Source organism: Bradyrhizobium sp. WSM3983 (genome assembly GCF_000473045.1).
In the GTDB taxonomy this organism is placed as follows: domain Bacteria; phylum Pseudomonadota; class Alphaproteobacteria; order Rhizobiales; family Xanthobacteraceae; genus Bradyrhizobium.
In genome coordinates this window covers 24,878-42,986 of sequence record NZ_AXAY01000023.1, presented here as the reverse complement: position 1 = coordinate 42,986, position 18,109 = coordinate 24,878, and the positions used below count along the sequence as shown (strand labels likewise).

Here is an 18,109-nt window from a genome sequence, read left to right as displayed (position 1 = left end):
GAGCATTTCGTGGCCAAACGCCCTACCCTCACCACCACCAGCGGCATGCCGGTTGCCGACAACCAGAACAGCATCACCGCCGGCCCACGCGGCCCGGTTCTGATGCAGGACTTCCATCTCCTTGAGAGGATGGCGCATCAGAATCGCGAGCGTATTCCCGAGCGTACCGTGCATGCCAAGGGCTCGGCCGCCTACGGTACGTTGACCATCACCCATGACATCACAAGGTACACGAAGGCCAAAGCGCTACAGAAGGGCAAGAAGATCGAGGCTTTCCTGCGCTTCTCGACGGTGGCGGGCGAGCGTGGCGCGGCTGACGCTGAGCGCGATGTGCGGGGCTTTGCCCTCCGCTTCTATACCGAGGAAGGTAACTGGGACATCGTGGGCAATAATACTCCTGTGTTCTTCCTTCGCGATCCGCTGAAGTTCCCCGACTTCATCCATACCCAGAAGCGGCATCCGCGGACCAATATGCGATCGCCGACCGCGATGTGGGATTACTGGTCGCTCTCACCTGAAAGCTTGCACCAGGTGACCATCCTGATGTCCGATCGCGGCCTGCCCCAGAGCTATCGGAATCTCGACGGCTTCGGCTCGCACACCTATTCGTTCATCAACGACGGGAACGAACGCCATTGGGTCAAGTTTCACTTCAAGACCATGCAAGGCATCAAGAACTGGACTAACGCCGAAGCGGCCCAGAAGGTCGCCTACGACCGCGAGACCCATCAGCGCGATCTGTTCGATTCAATCGAAAACGGCGACTTCCCGAAATGGAAGTTTTCCGTGCAGATCATGCCGGAGAGCGACATCGACAAGCACTGGTACAACCCGTTCGACTTGACCAAGGTGTGGCCGCACGCAGACTATCCACTGATCGAGGTCGGCATTGTCGAGCTCAACCGCAATCCGGCGAACTATTTTGCCGAGGTCGAGCAGGCGGCGCTCGCGCCATCGAACATCGTACCCGGCATCGGCCACTCGCCGGACAAGGTGCTGCAGGCCCGCATCTTTTCCTATACGGACGCGCATCGTTACAGGGTCGGCGTCAATGCGCACCAACTCCCGGTAAATCGGCCGCGAGCAGAGGTGAACGATTATCACATCGACGGCACGATGCGGCTCGAGGGCAAGCCTTATCCCGACGCTTACTACGAGCCGAATTCGTTTGATGGCCCGCTTGAGGACCACAGCTTCCGCGAGCCGCCGCTCAGCATCACGGGAGACGCGACGCGCTATGATCATCGCGACGGCAACGATGACTATCGGCAGCCGGGAGAACTGTTCCGGCTGATGACGGCCGATCAGAAGCAGCAGCTGTTTAACAACATCAAGGACGCGATGGACGGCGTGCCGCCAAAAATCGTCTACCGTCAGCTCGCTCACTTCTATCGCGCCGATCCCGCATATGGTGCCGGCGTCGCTAGCGCGCTCGGCGTCGATTTCAAGCCTGGGATGGTCGCTGCGGAGTAGACCTGCGCTTTGTCGGCCGGCGGCGCTTTCGCGACCGCCGGTCAACACATGACGTTCCGCAGCGCCAAGCCATCGCGCTATGCGGTCATTCCATCCCCGGAGACAACAATGTCCAACAGACTTGCATCCAAGCTCCTTGCGGAGCTCGTCGGCACCTTCTCGTTTGTATTCATCGGTGCAGGCGCCGCGGCGATAGCCGGCACCGGTGTCGGCCTGCCCGGCGTCGTTGCAGTTGCCTTTGCACACGGCTTGACGATCATGGCGTTCGCCTTCGCGTATGGCTCCGTGTCGGGCGGGCACATGAACCCCGCCGTCACCGTCGGCGTACTCGCCGCCGGGGCGATGAGTGTCGGCGAGGCGGTTGGCTATATCGTCAGCCAGCTCATTGGAGGTATTGCAGGCGCACTGTTGCTGCGGACCGTCTTGGGTGGTTCAGCCACCGGCCTCGGCGTGCCGGCGCTCGCTCACAACCTCGCGCTCGGCGCTACCACCCTCACGATCACGCCCACGGTCGGATTCTTGATCGAGGCCGTGCTCGCCTTCTTCCTGGTTACAGTGGTACTCAGCACGGCGGTTGCGGGTCGCGCCGGCAGCCTCGCGCCGCTTGCGATCGGAATGACGCTGACCCTCAACATCCTGATGGGTGGACCGCTCACTGGCGCCCCGTTCAACCCAGCGCGGGCGCTCGGCCCGATGGTCGCCACGGGCAACTATGGCGATGTGTGGCTGTACCTGGCCGCCCCTATCGTGGGTGCCATCATCGCCGCCATTTTGCATACGGGTCTCGCGTGGCTCGCTTATGAGGAGGCAGCCTCCGCGCCGGACGGGGCCCGAAAGGCACCCGCCGAATGACCCCGTCTCTCGAAACTCATTGTTCACGGCCGACCCAAATTCCGCCAAGGCCTGTCGGCCACAACGCACCGCGGCTCGACGGCTCAATATGAAACCATTCGATCAGCTCACGGAGCAGGAGATTCTCGCGCTCGCCATCAGCAGCGAGGAAGAAGATGGACGTATCTATGCCGACTTCGCGGAAGGTTTGAGCGACGAACATCCCGACACGGCGCGGGTCTTCTCCGATATGTCTGCCGAAGAGAACGAGCATCGCCGCGCATTGATCGAACTTTATCGGTCACGATTTGGAAATCACATTCCGCTCGTGAGACGACAGGACGTCCGCGGTTTCGTGCAACGAAAGAGGCTTTGGCAGGTCCGCCTCCGGGGCGTCGAAGCCGTGAGGCAGCAAGCGAGCCAGATGGAGCAAGATGCCCGGCGCTTCTATGACTTGGCCGCTTCCCGAACGACCGATGCTTCTATTCGCATATTGCTCGGCGACCTGGCGAAGGCTGAATTGCAACATGAACGGACGGCAGCAGAAATTACAGCCAAACGTTTGCCGCAGAAGGCCAAAGGCCTGGAGGACGAAAACGCCCGGCGCAGCTTCATTCTCCAGATTATTCAGCCAGGACTCGTCGGACTGATGGATGGATCGGTTTCGACGTTAGCTCCGGTGTTTGCAGCGGCGTTTGCCACGCACAGCTCGTGGAATGCCTTTCAAGTCGGCATGGCCGCGTCGCTCGGCGCCGGCATTTCCATGGGATTTGCAGAAGCTCTCGCCGATGATGGAAAGCTGTCAGGTCGCGGTACGCCATATTTGCGAGGACTTGTTTGTGGTCTCATGACGGTCGCAGGCGGCATAGGGCATACGCTTCCGTACTTGATACCGGATTTTTTCACTGCGACCGCGACAGCCGCAGCCGTTGTTGTGGCCGAGCTGCTCGCGATTGCCTTCATTCAATGGAAATACATGGACACAGCGCCGATCTCCGCCGCCGCCAAGGTCATGCTCGGAGGCGGACTTGTTCTCGCGACCGGCGTTCTCATTGGAAACGGCTGATCCAACGCAGCCCTTCCCGACACCGTCAACTTGGGCAGGACTCTTTGCGTCGACCTGCGATCTGTTTGGCACATTTCAGAGGCGTTCGCCTCAAAGCGGCTTCCCTCATTCGAGTACGTCATCTGCGATGACGCGGCGTTCGCACAGGAGTGATGTCGGTGCGCTTGGCTTTGTCGGATGCACTTGCCACATCGTCGTTGCTTAGAAACGTCCGCAGGAAACAGACCAACCAGAGCAGCGGTTATCGCGGCGCGAATTGTCCGCACAGAAAGCAAAACGGAGAACGATTATGATCGGATTGAAAGCTTTGGTCGCGGCAACTCTGTTGTCGACGATCACCATCACCTCTGCAAGCGCCCAGCTCCCCATTTGGGCCATCCAGAATCCAGACACGTTTCAGGCCGAGTACCCGAACCGTGACGTCCTGAATGGAGGCACGCCAACGGCCGCGGGCAGAGCGGGCATGGAGCTGCCTGCCGGCGCGGCTCCCGGCGATGGCGCGCGCCGCGCCTATGCGAGCGTGGCTGGCGCGCCTTCGTCTTCCTGCGCTCGGCGCTATCGCTCCTACGACCCCGCGTCTGGCACCTTCCTCGGCCGCGATGGTCGGCGCCATGCCTGCGAGTAATGCGAACAGCGTGCTTGACAATGATCAGGAATGCGACCGCCGATGGGCGGCGCATTCACGCTCTGACAACGTTACTGGTGACAAGCACGACCTGGTCCAGGCGTGGACTGATAAAATCGACGCGAATGACCCATTGCGGACGAGCACCTTCCGCACGGAGCGCTGCGGTGACACCGATGAAAGGTGGAGGCTTGCCATGCTCGATGGCGCCATGGTCGTCTGGTTCGCGCTGACAGCGGGCAGCGTGGTCTTCGTCGTCTGGGACTCGGTTTTCAATGGCGTCACCAGCTGGGTGCAGCGCATCGCCTGGATCCTCGTCACGATCTATACGGGGCCGGTCGGCGCGTTCTTCTACCTGCTCGCCTGCCGAAGGCCCCTGCCGGGCACCCACGATGCCTTCACCGCGGCGACGTCGAAGCAGGCGCTTAACAGCGAGATGCACTGCCTGGCGGGGGACGCCACCGGCATTTTCGTGGCGGCCTCCATCCTGCCGGTCTTCAGCCTCACCAACGGGTGGGACGCGACCATCGAATACTTGGCGGGCTTCGTCTCCGGTCTCTTCATCTTCCAGGCGCTAATGATGATCGGCATGTACGAGGGCCACTACTGGAAGGCGGTGCGCAAGACTTTCTTCGCCGAGACCGTGTCGATGAACATGGTGATGACCGGCATGATCCCGGTCATGCTTATCCTCGGCGCCCGCTGGGCAGGCTCGGAGGGGCCGCAGGCCCCCTCGTTCTGGTTCCACATGAGCATGGCGACGATCGTCGGCGGCCTCGTCGCCTATCCGATCAGCCATTGGCTGGTCGCGAACCGCCTGAAGCATGGCTGCATGACTCTGCCGGATGCAGATAAGCCCGCGCCGGACTGGGCCACGCCTCGCCCGAACCCTCGAAGATGATCGATCAGGCTCACATGCACGACGCGGCGGGGTCGGCCGGCGCGATGTATCAACACCACGATCACGCGATGAAGGAGCTGCCAGCAGGCCGCGCCGCGGTTATCATCGTCGTAACCTTCGCGGTTCTGCTCGCCGCGCTTTGGCTGACGAGTTTCGCAATTCCGGTGCGGTTCTAACGAACGCTAGTGGGCCCTTTTCAGACCTTCGTCGATGTTCGATTTGATTCTGCAAAGCGGCCGATAGCGGACATGGGTCAAGCTCCGCTCACGAACCTCGATTTATGAGCACACGCCCTAGCAACCGCGACAAATGCCATTGATCATGCGGTCGAGCGCAGCGTTCTCCTGATTTACCGGATCGTTTGGATCCATGAGGTTCTTCTCCGACGGCACCTGATCGGCACGCGGCTGGCGATGTCCCACCGGCGCCTCCGGGATGGATCGCCGCTCCAGGTTCATTGAGGATGGCACGGACGGATTTGGCAAAACACGCGACCGCGCTATCGCCATCGGGCCACCGATGACCGCGACCAACGCTACTGTAGCAGTCAACGCACGCATGATTGGCTCTCCAAGTGATCCTCCCTTACGCCCAGAATGGTGCGAGAAAGATCGATCGCAAGCTGCCAAGAACTCACGTTTCGTTCAAATCGTCGCGGCGCAGGTGAGTGACGCGCGTACCGTCGCGATGATCGCACTGCGATTGCCACGCTGGCGACTCCAAGTCCCTGTCCAAGGGCAGCTCCCGCCGGCGCGCTCGAACCGGTGGTGAATGGCACTCGTCAGCTCTCGAGGGCGATTGAACATCGGCCTGTGACCGAGTGATCGGCGCGATCAGGCCTCCCTCCATTCTCGTTTAGATCGCGTGCCGAGGTGCCGCGCGCCGATCCTGCTGTTCGAGCAATTTCGGGCCAAAACGGGCAATGGCCGCGCAGCGGATAACGCGGCGGCTGCTAAACTTTATGTCAGCCCGAACTTGGAGTTCTTGTTAGATGCTATCCCCGTCCAAGCCCGTCTTATGGCTGGCGATCATGGCGCTATGGGCGCTGTGCTTGACCACCGGCACCCGCGCTCGCGATCTCGGACAGTGGGAGAACAGCGATCCCCAGGTCCGCGGATGGTTTCGGAGCCTGATGATGCCGGATGTTCCGACTGCATCATGCTGTGGCGAAGCTGACGCCTACTGGTGCGATGACATCCACGTCAAGGTTGGCAAGACCTTTTGCACCATTACCGACGACCGCGACAACATCAAGTTGAAGCGCACGCCGGTCCCGATCGGCACCGAGATCGAAATACCGGACCACAAGCTAACCTGGAAAGACGGGAATCCGACTGGCCACAGCGTCGTGTTTCTGAGTGCCGGCGGACTTGTCTACTGCTTCGTGCAAAACGGCGGGGTATGAATAGCGACGGGCCCCTTTAGCGTTCAGCCTAGACGTACAGGGAACGAGCCTGAGAATGTCGCATCATCCAGCGTAGCATGTGCTCAGTAGCTCTACCATCAGCCGCGGCATCATCGGTCAAGACGTAGCGACCGTTTCGGCCGGCGAACGTCTAGTGCAAATCGTTAGACCTTGAAGAGACTGCCAACCGCGCCGATCAGCTCATTGCTGAGTATCTCTCACACTCTCGGAATAGCGAAGATGGAGACGAACGGGGTCCATAGAGTTCTGTTCTAAGGGTCCATGCCCAGCGATTGGCCACCAAACTTGGACGGGTCGTCGTAGCTGGGAGTGTCGCTGAAGTGGGCCGGCGGCCGACGCGCTGCGTAGGCCCAGGCCGGAACCGCAGCAAAGCTTGCGGCCACGCCGGGAGCAATGATGACATGATGCCGCGTGCGGGAATAATGCACCGCGGCATTGGCAGAAGTACAAAGGGCAATCAACAGGCCAACGGCCACAATAGAACGCATTATTTTCTCCAAGCCTTCTTTCTCCAGCGTCATGTGAGCGGGCGCTCGACCGCCGCAATATGTTGCGGCTTCACGATCCAGTCACATCGGAGGGAAAACCTGCTTCCGCAGTAGCGAACGCGATCGCCGTCTGATGTGGGCGAAGGGGCCGTAGCTCGGCAGGCTCAACCCCGAGGCAACAGTTCATCAAACACGGCAATTCTTACACAGTCATATCCGTCGGGCATGACTACCTTTCAATCGACTGAAGAACGGAATGCACTCGGAGGCAACCAGTGCGTTTGCAACGTCGGGCTCGGATCGTTTTGTTTTCGTACTTGGTGCATTCATGGCCGCGTCTGTTCGTGTTTCCCGTGACCGGCGTTGGCTTCAATCGCGCTCGCCGCGAGCATCCGAGTGAATACCAAATGTCCGCGATCATGGAGTGACACATGCGAATTGGGCTCTTCGTTCCCTGTTATATCGACGCTTTCTTTCCGCAAGTCGGCATCGCCACGCTCGAGCTGCTCGAGCGCTTCGGCCATGAGGTCGTGTACCCACGCGATCAGACCTGCTGCGGACAACCAATGGCCAATAGCGGGTTCAACACCGACTGCGCCGCCACCGAAGCCCTGTTCGTGCGCAATTTCTCCGGCTTCGACTATGTCGTAGGTCCGTCCGGCAGCTGCGTTCACCATGTGCGCGACAATTTCGACGCTATCGAGCAGACCGCGGACGTCAAGGAGGTTCGATCGCGAACCTATGAGCTCGTCGAGTTCCTGCACGACGTCCTGAAGGTTGATGCATTTCCGTGGGCCAGGTTTCCGCACCGGGTCGGCCTGCACAACAGCTGCGGCACCCTACGTCGGCTCAAGCACGCAACGCCGTCCGAGCTACACGAGCCGTTCTTCTCCAAGCCGATGGATCTGCTGTCCAGGGTTGACGGCATCGAATTCGTCAAGCCGGCGCGGCCGGACGAGTGTTGCGGCTTCGGGGGTACCTTTTCGGTCTTCGAGGAAGTCGTTTCTACCAAGATGGGATACGACAAGGTCGGCGATCACGCCCGCGCCGGTGCCGAGTACATCGTGTCGGCGGACAGCTCCTGCCTGATGCATCAGCAAGGCTGCGCCGAGCGCATCGGCGTGCCGCTCAAGTTCATCCACATCGCCGAGATATTGAACGGAGCCAGCGCATGACGAACTCTGCTGAGCAGCTGCCCGGCCGCGCCATGCTGCATCCCGAGATGGTAGCCGCCGAGGACAATCAAGCCATGTACCGCGATGGCCATCGCCTCGATCACGCCGAGGGTGCCTCCAAGCCGTTGCGCTCGCGGCCGGAACCGCAGCCGCGCGGTGCGAAAATCCACGGCAATCGTCCGATCGACCAGGCGGAGGCGGCCGCACGCTTCATTGCCTCGCCAGAGCACGAAAAGATGCATGACGAGCGCCTTTGGGATCTTCGCCAGAAGCGCGATCGGGAAATGCACCATATTCCCGAATGGGAACAGCTCCGTTCCCTCGCGTCAGCCATCAAGGAGCACACGCTGACGCATCTCGATGAGTACCTCGATCAATTCGAGGCGCATGCGAGGGCGAACGGCATCCATGTCCATTGGGCACGCGACGCCGCCGAGCACAACCGGATCGTTCACGGCATCCTCAGCGACCACAGCGCGAAGTCGCTGATCAAGAGCAAATCGATGCTGACCGAGGAGTGCGGCTTCCGCCATTACATGGCGTCCGTCGGGATCGAGGTAATCGAGACCGACCTTGGCGAGCGGATTCAGCAGCTCGACAAGGAAGATCCCAGCCATGTCGTTGTTCCGGCCGTGCACAAGCTCCGCACCGATGTGGCGAAGGTATTCGCCGACACGATCGGCACGGACCCCGAAAACAGCGACGTCCACTATCTGGCGGAAGCACAGCGCGAGGCAACGCGCCCGCTGATCCTCGCCGCCGATGCCGGCATGACGGGGGGCAATTTCGTGGTCGCGGAGACCGGCACATTTGTAGTCTGCACCAACGAGGGCAATGCCGACCTGTCGGCCAACGTACCGAAGCTACACATCGCCTCGATCGGCATCGAAAAGATCATTCCCCGCCTGGAGCACCTGGCGGTGTTTGTCCGCCTGTTATCGCGCAGCGCGTTGGGGTCGCCGATGACCCAATACACCTCGCATTTCCGTGGTCCGCGGGCGGGCGGCGAGATGCATGTCGTACTGGTCGACAACGGCCGCTCCGAGCGGCTTGGCCTGGAGGAGTTCTGGACCTCCCTCAAATGCATCCGATGCGGCGCCTGCATGAACACTTGCCCGGTCTACCGGCGTAGCGGCGGCTTGAGTTACGGCGCAACCTACTCTGGGCCGATCGGCCTCATCATCGATCCGACCTTCAACGCGCGAAAATACAGCAACTTGCCGTTCGCCTCATCGCTCAACGGCAGTTGCACTAATGTTTGCCCGGTGAAGATCAATATCCACGAACAGATCTACGCCTGGCGGAGGGAATTGGTGAAGCGGCACGACGTGCCGCTGGTCAAGAAAGCCGCGATGAAGGCCGCTGGCGAGCTGCTGTCCCGGCCCGCGGCCTATCGCGCGGCCATCGCATCAGCCGATGTTGCGCTCGCGCACCTGCCTCGCTTCGTCATCTACAACGGCCTCAACGCCTGGGGAAAGCACCGCGAGGTGCCGCATCCGCCAAAGCAGACATTCCACAGCTGGTACAAGGCGAACCGCGGAGGCACACAGTGACGAGCCGCGACGATATACTGGAGTCGATCCGTGCGAGCCTGCCGCGAGTGGATCGGCCGCTGCCGCATGTTCCGATGTTCGACGAAGACCCGCCGGCATCGCTGCTCTCTGCGTTCAAGGACAGCCTGGAACGCATGGGAGGGATATTTCTCGATCCGCCGGCCTCAGGCGATGTCCTCGCGCCGGTGCGGGTGAAGGTCGCGAGCGCGAAAGTCGTGTGCTCAACGGTCCCGGAGATCGCCGGCAACCGCGATATCGCAACCGTCAGTGCGACGCAGGAACTGGCGGATGTGGATTTCGCGATCGTGCGCGCTTCCTTCGCCGTGGCCGAGACCGGCTCCGTGCTTTTGAGCGAAACGGACCTGAACATCAACGCCCTCGCTTACCTCGCACAGCACCTGATCGTTCTGCTGGATCCGGCCGACATCGTTGTCAATCTGCATCATGCCTATCGCCGGCCGGAATTCCGGGAGCGGCACTATGCCAGCTTTCACACCGGCCCCTCCGCCACCGCAGATATCGAGGGCGTGCTCATCCATGGGGCGCAGGGCGTCCGCTCACTCTCTGTTCTGCCCATCGCGCGAATTTATCAACCGCAGCCGACTTCACCCCAGGAGAAGAAGCATGACTGAACGAGTAAAGATCACCACCAAGACCAAGCCGGCGGAGATTCCGCACGGGGCTGCGTACCTGGGCGATCCCACGCGCAATAAGGGTACGGCCTTCACTTTGGAGGAGCGCAGGCTCCACGGGCTCGAAGGTCTTCTACCGTATTCGGTTGACAGCATCGAGCATCAGGTCGAGCGCGTGCTCGGGCATCTGGAAGCCAAGCCGACCGACCTCGAGCGATACATCTATCTTATCGGCCTGGAGGAGCGGAATGAGACGTTGTTCTACCGCACCGTGATGTCCGATCCTGCACGCTTCATACCGATCCTCTATGACCCGACCGTTGCCTACGCCTGCCTCACGTTCGGCCACATCTACCGGCGGGCCCGGGGTATGTACATCAGCCGCGACATGAAGGGCCGCATCGCCGAGGTTCTGCGCAATTGGCCGCAGCGCGACGTCCGCTTTATCTGCGTCTCCACCGGCGGTCGCATCCTCGGCCTCGGTGACATCGGCGCAAACGGCATGGGCATCCCGATCGGCAAGCTGCAGCTCTACACCGCGTGCGCAGCGGTGCCGCCCACCACCCTGCTTCCGGTGCTGCTCGACGTCGGCACGACCAACGATGCGTTGCGCGCCGATCCGCTCTATCTCGGTATGCGGGAGAAACCACCGTCCGATCAGGAGCTCAACGAACTGACCGACGAATTCGTCGACGCGGTTCAGAAAGTCTTCCCCGACTGCTGTATCCATTTCGAGGACTGGAAAGGCACCGACGCCATTCGGATGCTCAAGCGGTATCGCGACAAGGTGCTATGCTACAACGATGATATCCAAGGCACTGCCAGCGTCTCCCTCGCAGGGCTGATAACCGCCTTGCAGATCGTTGACGCGCCGCTGACCGAGCAGCGTATCCTGTTCCTGGGGGCCGGGTCTGCGGGCATCGGCATCGCCGGTCTCATAGCTGCCGCGATGCAACAGAAAGGCCTTTCGCCGGACGAAGCGCGTAGCCGCATTTCGATGTTCGACATCCATGGACTGATCGAGCCGTCTCGCTCCGATCTCTCGGATGCGCAGAAGGTGTACGCGCACAAGGCTGCGCCGTCGAAGGACCTTGTCCAAACCATTGAAGCGTTCAGGCCGACCATCCTGATTGGCGTCAGCACCAAGGGCGGCGCGTTCACTCAGCAGGTCGTCGAGGCGATGAGCCGGATCAATGAGCGACCCATCATCTTCGCGCTCTCCAACCCGACCGAGAAGGCGGAATGTTCCGCCGAGCAGGCCTACACGTGGTCAAAGGGCAAGGCGCTGTACGCGGCCGGTGTCCAGTTTCCGGACGTGACGGTGAACGGCAAGACCTATCACCCCGGTCAGGCCAACAACTTTTATATCTTTCCAGCAGTTGGCCTTGCAACCTATGTGGCACGGCCGAAGAGGCTCACCGACGCCTGCTTCATCGCGGCAGCCCAGGCGTGCGCCGATCAGGTCGGCCCCGAACTGCGCGCCAAAGGCATGCTCTATCCAAGCCAAGCCGACATCCTGGAGTCGGAAGTGACGACCGCGGCTCGCGTGGCGGAGTTCATGTTCGATCACGGCCTGGCGCAGGTGGAGCGGCCGCGCGACGTCCGCGCCTGGATCGAAGAGCAACTTTACAAGCCAGAATACTGACGCGGTACCCGGGCGGCCAATCGCGGCCGCCCGGCCCCACACGGAGCGCAATTCATGATCGCGACCATCCTTAGCGGCCTGCTGCCCATCCTGTTCGTCGCCTTCCTCGGATGGCTCGCAGGGCGCATGGGCCTGTTCGGCCCCAAATCGACCACCACGCTCTCCACTTTCGTCGTGAGCTTCGCGTTGCCACTATCCCTGTTCCTGGCGGCAGCCCACGCCAAGCCAGAGCAGCTGACCGACGCCGCATATGCGGGAAGCCTAGCTGCCGGTCTGCTCGGTACCTACCTGCTTGGCATACTCCTTGGTCGCCTGGTATTCCGGCATGACCTCCGGTCGAGCACGCTCGAAGGACTGTCCTGCGGCTTCCCCAACATGGCTTATTGCGGGCCGCCTGTGCTCACAGCGGCGGTGGGTGCGCAGGGCGTGCTCGCTGTCATCGTAGGTAATCTCATAGTCACCATCATCATGGTGCCGCTCACGATGGTGATGCTTCAACTCGCGATTCCGTCAAAAGGAAACGCGAAGGAAAGCGAGGTGCTGGTGGTCGAGCGCAGCCTTTTCAGCGCAGTCAAGCAGCCACTCGTTTGGCTCCCGGTGCTCGGCGCCATACTTGCGATTGTAGGCGTGCGGCTTCCCGATCTGATCGACAATTCGGTCGAGCAGATTGGACAGGCCGCCGGCGGCGCAGCGCTGTTCACGCTTGGCCTGATGCTCGCACAAAACCCGATCCGGCTCGGCCGCGACGTCGTGGCGAACGTTGCGCTTAAGAATCTAATTCAGCCCGCAATCATCCTGGGGGCGGCGCTGGTGTTTCGGCTCGATTCCACGCTGACCAAGGAAGTTTTTCTGATTGGCGTCATGCCGTCAGCAACTGCGGCATCAGTGCTGGCGCAACGGTACGGCGCCTATGCACAGGAGGCTGCCGCAACGACTGCGGCCAGCACGTTCTTCGCCATCATCTCGATCAGTCTCGGCCTGGCCATCGCCGCGACCCTCTAAACCATGAAAGGAGCTATCCTATGAACGATCAGACACCCATCCTGCAGGACATCGCGATCGGCATCAATGCGACCGGTAAGCGTCACGAAACCGATTCGATGGGCGGCATCGACGTGCCGGCCGACCGCTACTGGGGCGCGCAAACCGAACGCAGCCTTGTCCATTTTTCGATCGGCAATGACCACATGCCGAAGCGGGTCTACCACGCCTACGGATACGTGAAGAAGGCGGCGGCGCTGGTCAACGCCGTGGCCGGCCGGCTACCGCAGTGGAAGGCGGACGCCATTGTCCGCGCCGCCGACGAAGCAATCGGCGGCAAGCTCGACGAGAACTTCCCGCTATATGTCTGGCAGACCGGATCGGGCACCCAGTCGAACATGAATGTCAACGAGGTGCTGTCGAACCGCGCCATCCAGCTGCTCGGCGGCAAGATCGGCAGCAAGTCACCGATCCATCCCAACGACGACGTCAACATGGGGCAGTCCTCGAACGACAGCTTCCCAACCGCGATGCACATTGCCGCGTTGCTGGAAGTCGAAGAGCATTTGCTGCCGCACGCGGAGGCCCTGGCTGACGCGATCGAGGCCAAGGCAAGAGAATGGAACGATGTCGTCAAGACCGGCAGGACGCATCTGCAGGATGCCGTGCCGCTGACGGTGGGACAGGAATGGTCGGGCTACGCGCGTCAGATCCGCGACGCGCTGGAGCGCATTCGCGTCTCCGAGGAGGGACTTCTCGAACTGGCGGCAGGCGGCACCGCGGTCGGCACCGGGCTGAACGCGCCGGCCGGCTTCAGCCGGGAGATCGCGGCCAAGATCGCGGAGTTGACCCGCCACCCCTTTGTCACCGCGCCCAACAAATTTGCGGCCCAGGGCTCGCTCGATGGAATGGTCGCCGCGATGGCGGCGCTGCGAGGGCTCGCAGTTTCCTTGATGAAGGTCGCCAACGATATGCGCTGGCTCGCGTCCGGCCCGCGCTGCGGACTTGGCGAACTGCTGCTGCCGGAGAACGAGCCGGGCTCCTCGATCATGCCAGGCAAGGTCAACCCGACCCAGTGCGAAGCGATGGTGATGGTCTGCATCGAGGTGATCGGCGAGGACACTGCGGTCGCGTTCGCCGGCAGCCAGGGCAATTTTGAGCTCAACGCGATGCGCCCGGTCATCATCAACAACTTCCTCCATTCCGCCGGCATCCTCGGCGATGCCTGTGACAAGTTCCGGCGCTTCTCGGTTGAAGGCACGCGTCTCAATCGCAAGCGCATCGACGAGGCGGTCGGCCGCTCGCTCATGTTGGTCACCGCGCTCAGCCCGGTCATCGGCTACGACAAGGCCTCCGCGATCGCGCACAAGGCCAATGACGACGATCTGACCCTGAGGGAAGCCGCGCTTCAGTCCGGCTATATCGACGGGAAGCGCTTCGACGAGATCGTCGACCCCAAGAAGATGATCGGGCACGGTCTCGCCGGAGCATAGCTCCGGCGGCGACATGCTCGGTTCGGGACGTACCAGCTTCGCTGAGGAGCGCATGCGATGAGCAAACTAACAAGGCTGTCCTTGTGGGACGTGGTCTACGCCTTGGACATGGCCATCGCATGCGCGATCTCGTATTGGGCCATTACCCATCTCCTTCATCCTCTGGCCGACAAGGATTCCGATTTGCTGGGAGGGATGTGGGCTGTGGCCGCGACGGTGTTCGTGTTCCGCGAAACGCGCCAGGACAGCGTCTCCGCCGGAGTAGCGCGTCTGATTGCCACATGCGTGAGTTTTTCGCTCTGCCTCCTCTACTTGTGGTTCTTTCCATTTACCCCGCTGGGAATGGCGGTCCTGCTCGGAATTGGAACCCTGGTGATGATGCTCTCGAATCGGCGCGGCGACATTGTAACGACCGGCATAACGACTGCGGTCGTCATGGTGGTCGCGGGCATGTCGCCGATGAATGCGTGGCATCAGCCATTGCTGCGCCTGATCGATACCGTCGTCGGAATCGCCGTCGGTGTTGCATGTAAGTGGATCGCCTCGGCTGTCTTCTTCAGGATCACCGGGGAGCCGGTACGATGATTGGTGACACTTGCAATCGTCACCGAGAAAACGTCCGAGCTCCTGCGTGTACTCGTCAGGAGACGGCACATGTTTGAACGCGTGACATCCAATCTCGGGCCTCCGCTAGTGGACGAGTCCCTCGCTGCAAAGCTGCTTCCGGGCGTCCTTAGCGTGATCGCCGGCAGTACGGACGTGATCAGCTTTCTCGGGCTCGGCGGCCTGTTCACCGCCCACATCACGGGCAATCTCGTCATTCTGGCCGCGCACGTCGTCGCCGGAGGCGAAGCACCATTGGCTCTGATGATTTCGGTTCCCATATTCATTGTCGTGCTTGCCCTGACGCGATTCCTCGCAGCTGGATTGGAGTGGATGTGCGTCGCCTCGCTTCGACCTCTGCTCCTTCTCCAATTCCTGTTGCTTGCTGGTTTTCTAGCGCTTTGCGTAGGTGCCGGTTCGCGGCTCGATTCAAACGCTGCAAGAGGGATAGTGGCGGGGATGCTGGGCGTCTCCGCTATGGCGGTGCAAAACGCTCTCGTGCAGATTTCCCTGAAGGGCGCGCCGTCCACTGCAGTGATGACGACCAATGTTACGCGCTTCGTCATGGACCTCGGGGAGGTTCTGCTCGGACACAGTCCAGGTGATGTGACGAACGCAAGCCGGCGCGCGCGGCGCAGCGGACTTGCGATCGTTGGCTTCGTCGTGGGCTGTGGCCTCGGCGCTGGGTGTCTAGCCCTAGCTGGGCTGTGGTCGCTGGCGCTACCCACCGGCCTTGGGCTAGTGGCGCTGGTCATGGCGGCTGCGGCCAAGCTCGACGGCGCTCACGGCCACCTCCTGATTCCGGGTCTCGCTGCCGAGACGAGGCCGGAACGGAGCGACTCGCACCGCGCAAGCGCATCAGAGACAGCTTCCAATGCCGGGCGCGCTTGACGAGCCCGGCAGGATCGGTGCGAGGCGCTTTGCGGCCCGATCAGGCACGCTGACAAGCGCGGTCGCGGCCGCGGGTCCGCCGTTGCTCTTTGGTATTCGGCTATGGGCCTCCGTCTGCCTCGCCCTCTATGTCGCGTTTTGGCTGCAGCTCGACAATGCGTATTGGGCCGGCACGTCCGCGGCGCTGGTGTGCCAGCCCTTTCTCGGCGCGTCGCTGCGCAAGGGATGGTTCCGCATGATCGGGACTTTGGTGGGCGCGGTCGCGATAGTGACGCTGACGGCCTGCTTCCCGCAAGAGCGCGCAGGCTTTCTGGTCGGCTTGGCGTTGTGGGGCGCAGCCTGCGCGCTCGTGGCCACGTTGCTGCGCAATTTTGCGGCCTATGGTGCAGCGCTGGCCGGCTACACGGCCGCGATTATCGCAAGCGACGAGCTTGGCGCGACCGGCGGCACAGATGGCCTCGCCTTCACTTTCGCTCTCGCGCGCGTCACCGAGATCTGGATCGGCATCGCATGCGCTGGGATCGTGCTCGCCGGGACCGATTTCGGCGGCGCCCGGCGTCAGCTTGCCGCGCTGCTCGCCGGCCTGTCAGCCGAGATCGCTGCCAGGTTCAGCTCCGCACTGACACAGGCCGGATCGGCATTGTCGGAGATGCAGCCGGTTCGCCGCGAGCACATCCGCCAGGTTATTGCGCTCGACCCTGTCATCGACCAGGTAAAGGGGGAGTCCTCGATCCTTCACTATCATTCGCCGGTGCTGCAGGCGGCGGTGGATGGCCTGTTTGAAGCGCTGGCCGGTTGGTGCGCAGTGGTATGGAGGCTCGCGCGCTTGCCGGATGACACTGCTCGGCGGGAGGCCGATGCCGTGCTGCGCAGCGTTCCAGCGGAGCTGCGTTCGGCTCTCTTGCAGGCCGATCCGCTCCCCTGGACAACCGACCCGATCGGAATGCGTCGACTGTGTGACGGGGCGGCCCGGGCGCTGATCGCCATACCGGCCGGTGCGCCGTCGCTGCGGCTGCTGGCGGATCAAACCATCCGGGTGCTGACCGGCTTGTCCGATGCGCTCGGCGGACTGGCGTTGCTGGTTGCCGAGCCCGCCGGTCGCACTCCTCCCCTTCGCAGCGTCAGACCTCACGTGCCCGATTGGTTGCCGGCGCTCATCAATGCCGCCCGGGCGTTCGTCACCATTGGTGCAGTCGAGCTGTTCTGGATCATGACCGAATGGCCAAACGGGGCGGTAGCCATCACCTGGGCAGCCATTTCGGTCATCCTGTTCGCGCCGAGAGCCGACGAGGCCTACGCGCGGGCCGTCGACTTCACGATTGGCACCGGCCTTGCCACGGTTTGTGCCGCGGTCGTTGCGTTTGCGATATTGCCAAACGTAGCAACCTTCGCCGGCTTGAGCATCGTCCTGGCGCTCTATCTGATTCCGGTGGGAGCCCTGATGGCCCAACCATGGCAGGCCACAATGTTCGCTCCCATGGCCGGCAACTTCGTGCCGCTGCTTGGGCCCGCCAACCAGATGAGCTACGACACAGTGCATTTCTACAACAATGCTCTGGCGATCGCCGCAGGGTGCGGCGCTGCGGCGCTTTCGTTTCGCCTGCTCCCACCGCTCTCTCCGGCACTACGAAGCCGACGGCTGATCGCGCTGACCTTGCGCGACCTGCGTCGCCTCACCACCGACGCCGGCCGGCTACCGGGGGACGATTGGGAAGGCCTCATTTACAGCCGCCTCGAAGCTCTGCCGGACCAAGCCGAACCGCTGCAGCGGGCACAGCTCATCGCGGCCCTTTCGGTCGGGACCGACATCATCCACCTCCGCCGCCTCGCGCCTCGACTGGGCGTGGTCCAGGAACTCGAGGCGGCGCTCGCGGCATTTGCGCAAGAAGACAGCGCCGCTGCAATCGCTGGGCTGACCGCGTTCGATCACCGTCTTGCATCCCTCGGCGAGACTGGCCCAGAAGATTCCGTTGTGCTTCGAGCGCGCAGCCGGGTTCTTGCAGTCTGTGACGCCTTGGTCCGGCATGGCACTTATTTCGAAGCACGAGCATGCGGATGAGGTTCGTCGAGATCAACCTGCTGGGCGTCTACGTCGCACCGATCTCCCTGCTGATGGTAGCGGCGTGGCTCGTCACGATCGTTCTGCGCAGGATCGCGGTCCGAACCGGCTTGTTAGTGCACGTCTGGCACCCGGCGCTCTTCGTGTTCGCGGTGTATGTCATCGTGCTGTCCTCAGCTGTACTCGTAATCGCACGCTGAGCTCGCACCCGCGCCCAGCATTGTTAACCACGAGGAGCGTCATGGACGAGAGTATACGAAGCAAGCG

At 62.0% G+C, this 18,109-nt stretch carries 19 protein-coding genes; 17 read left to right on the top strand and 2 right to left on the bottom strand.

The features are described from left to right. Nucleotides 1–9: 9 nt before the first annotated feature. The 6 genes from YUA_RS0127120 (at nt 10) to YUA_RS51195 (ending at nt 5,072) form a co-directional block, all read left to right on the top strand. Complete coding sequence (locus YUA_RS0127120) at nt 10–1,473, top strand: catalase (protein WP_027533535.1); 1,464 nt, start codon at nt 10–12, stop codon at nt 1,471–1,473. Nucleotides 1,474–1,581: 108 nt separating this feature from the next. After that, nucleotides 1,582–2,325: an MIP/aquaporin family protein gene (locus YUA_RS45100; RefSeq protein ID WP_063627822.1), complete on the top strand. Its 744-nt coding sequence runs from the start codon at nt 1,582–1,584 to the stop codon at nt 2,323–2,325. An 88-nt stretch (nt 2,326–2,413) separates the two neighbouring features. Next, complete coding sequence (gene mbfA / locus YUA_RS0127110) at nt 2,414–3,370, top strand: iron exporter MbfA (protein WP_027533534.1); 957 nt, start codon at nt 2,414–2,416, stop codon at nt 3,368–3,370. A 289-nt stretch (nt 3,371–3,659) separates the two neighbouring features. Then, entirely contained in the window at nt 3,660–3,995 is a 336-nt protein-coding gene (locus YUA_RS0127105) for a BA14K family protein (protein ID WP_027533533.1), read from the top strand. Nucleotides 3,996–4,005: 10 nt separating this feature from the next. After that, nucleotides 4,006–4,896: a DUF4396 domain-containing protein gene (locus YUA_RS45095; protein WP_198029507.1), complete on the top strand. Its 891-nt coding sequence runs from the start codon at nt 4,006–4,008 to the stop codon at nt 4,894–4,896. Further along, the gene (locus YUA_RS51195; protein WP_035971956.1) at nt 4,893–5,072 is read left to right on the top strand and encodes a hypothetical protein; all 180 of its coding nucleotides are present in this window, start codon (nt 4,893–4,895) and stop codon (nt 5,070–5,072) included. The genes YUA_RS45095 and YUA_RS51195 overlap by 4 nt, the downstream gene beginning before the upstream one ends. A 117-nt stretch (nt 5,073–5,189) precedes the next feature. On the opposite strand, the gene YUA_RS0127095 is transcribed toward YUA_RS51195, so the two are convergent. Continuing rightward, a complete protein-coding gene (locus YUA_RS0127095; RefSeq protein WP_027533532.1) occupies nt 5,190–5,456 on the bottom strand; it encodes a hypothetical protein in 267 nt (88 codons plus the stop codon). Between the two features lie 431 nt (nt 5,457–5,887). Here YUA_RS0127095 and YUA_RS0127090 point away from each other — a divergent pair, with 431 nt between their 5' ends. Further along, nucleotides 5,888–6,301: a hypothetical protein gene (locus YUA_RS0127090; RefSeq protein ID WP_245285262.1), complete on the top strand. Its 414-nt coding sequence runs from the start codon at nt 5,888–5,890 to the stop codon at nt 6,299–6,301. 272 nt (nt 6,302–6,573) lie between these two features. Here the strand turns inward: YUA_RS0127090 and YUA_RS50265 are convergent, their stop codons facing one another. Next, nucleotides 6,574–6,843, bottom strand: a complete 270-nt coding sequence (locus YUA_RS50265; RefSeq protein WP_156947254.1) for a hypothetical protein — start codon at nt 6,841–6,843, stop codon at nt 6,574–6,576. A gap of 398 nt (nt 6,844–7,241) precedes the next feature. Here YUA_RS50265 and YUA_RS0127075 point away from each other — a divergent pair, with 398 nt between their 5' ends. The 10 genes from YUA_RS0127075 to YUA_RS0127030 all read left to right on the top strand — a co-directional run bounded on the left by YUA_RS0127075 (nt 7,242) and on the right by YUA_RS0127030 (nt 18,042). Continuing rightward, on the top strand, nt 7,242–7,985 hold the full coding sequence (locus YUA_RS0127075) for a (Fe-S)-binding protein (RefSeq protein ID WP_027533530.1): 744 nt from the start codon (nt 7,242–7,244) through the stop codon (nt 7,983–7,985). Then, the gene (locus YUA_RS0127070) at nt 7,982–9,538 is read left to right on the top strand and encodes a lactate utilization protein B (RefSeq protein WP_035971953.1); all 1,557 of its coding nucleotides are present in this window, start codon (nt 7,982–7,984) and stop codon (nt 9,536–9,538) included. Before YUA_RS0127075 ends, YUA_RS0127070 begins: the two co-directional genes overlap by 4 nt. Further along, the gene (locus YUA_RS45085) at nt 9,535–10,170 is read left to right on the top strand and encodes an LUD domain-containing protein (protein WP_051383383.1); all 636 of its coding nucleotides are present in this window, start codon (nt 9,535–9,537) and stop codon (nt 10,168–10,170) included. The genes YUA_RS0127070 and YUA_RS45085 overlap by 4 nt, the downstream gene beginning before the upstream one ends. Next, the gene (locus tag YUA_RS0127060) at nt 10,076–11,815 is read left to right on the top strand and encodes an NAD-dependent malic enzyme (protein WP_245285261.1); all 1,740 of its coding nucleotides are present in this window, start codon (nt 10,076–10,078) and stop codon (nt 11,813–11,815) included. Before YUA_RS45085 ends, YUA_RS0127060 begins: the two co-directional genes overlap by 95 nt. Before the next feature lie 54 nt (nt 11,816–11,869). Beyond that, nucleotides 11,870–12,817 carry an AEC family transporter gene (locus YUA_RS0127055; RefSeq protein WP_027533527.1) on the top strand — a complete coding sequence of 316 codons (948 nt, stop codon included), beginning with the start codon at nt 11,870–11,872 and terminating at the stop codon, nt 12,815–12,817. 20 nt (nt 12,818–12,837) lie between these two features. After that, entirely contained in the window at nt 12,838–14,289 is a 1,452-nt protein-coding gene (gene fumC, locus YUA_RS0127050) for a class II fumarate hydratase (RefSeq protein ID WP_027533526.1), read from the top strand. A gap of 57 nt (nt 14,290–14,346) precedes the next feature. After that, nucleotides 14,347–14,874 carry an FUSC family protein gene (locus tag YUA_RS0127045; protein WP_027533525.1) on the top strand — a complete coding sequence of 176 codons (528 nt, stop codon included), beginning with the start codon at nt 14,347–14,349 and terminating at the stop codon, nt 14,872–14,874. Nucleotides 14,875–14,943: 69 nt separating this feature from the next. Then, on the top strand, nt 14,944–15,783 hold the full coding sequence (locus tag YUA_RS45080) for a YoaK family protein (RefSeq protein WP_156947252.1): 840 nt from the start codon (nt 14,944–14,946) through the stop codon (nt 15,781–15,783). Further along, nucleotides 15,767–17,842: an FUSC family protein gene (locus YUA_RS45075; protein ID WP_051383380.1), complete on the top strand. Its 2,076-nt coding sequence runs from the start codon at nt 15,767–15,769 to the stop codon at nt 17,840–17,842. The genes YUA_RS45080 and YUA_RS45075 overlap by 17 nt, the downstream gene beginning before the upstream one ends. Continuing rightward, nucleotides 17,839–18,042, top strand: a complete 204-nt coding sequence (locus tag YUA_RS0127030) for a DUF1656 domain-containing protein (RefSeq protein WP_027533524.1) — start codon at nt 17,839–17,841, stop codon at nt 18,040–18,042. The genes YUA_RS45075 and YUA_RS0127030 overlap by 4 nt, the downstream gene beginning before the upstream one ends. Nucleotides 18,043–18,109 lie beyond the last annotated feature (67 nt).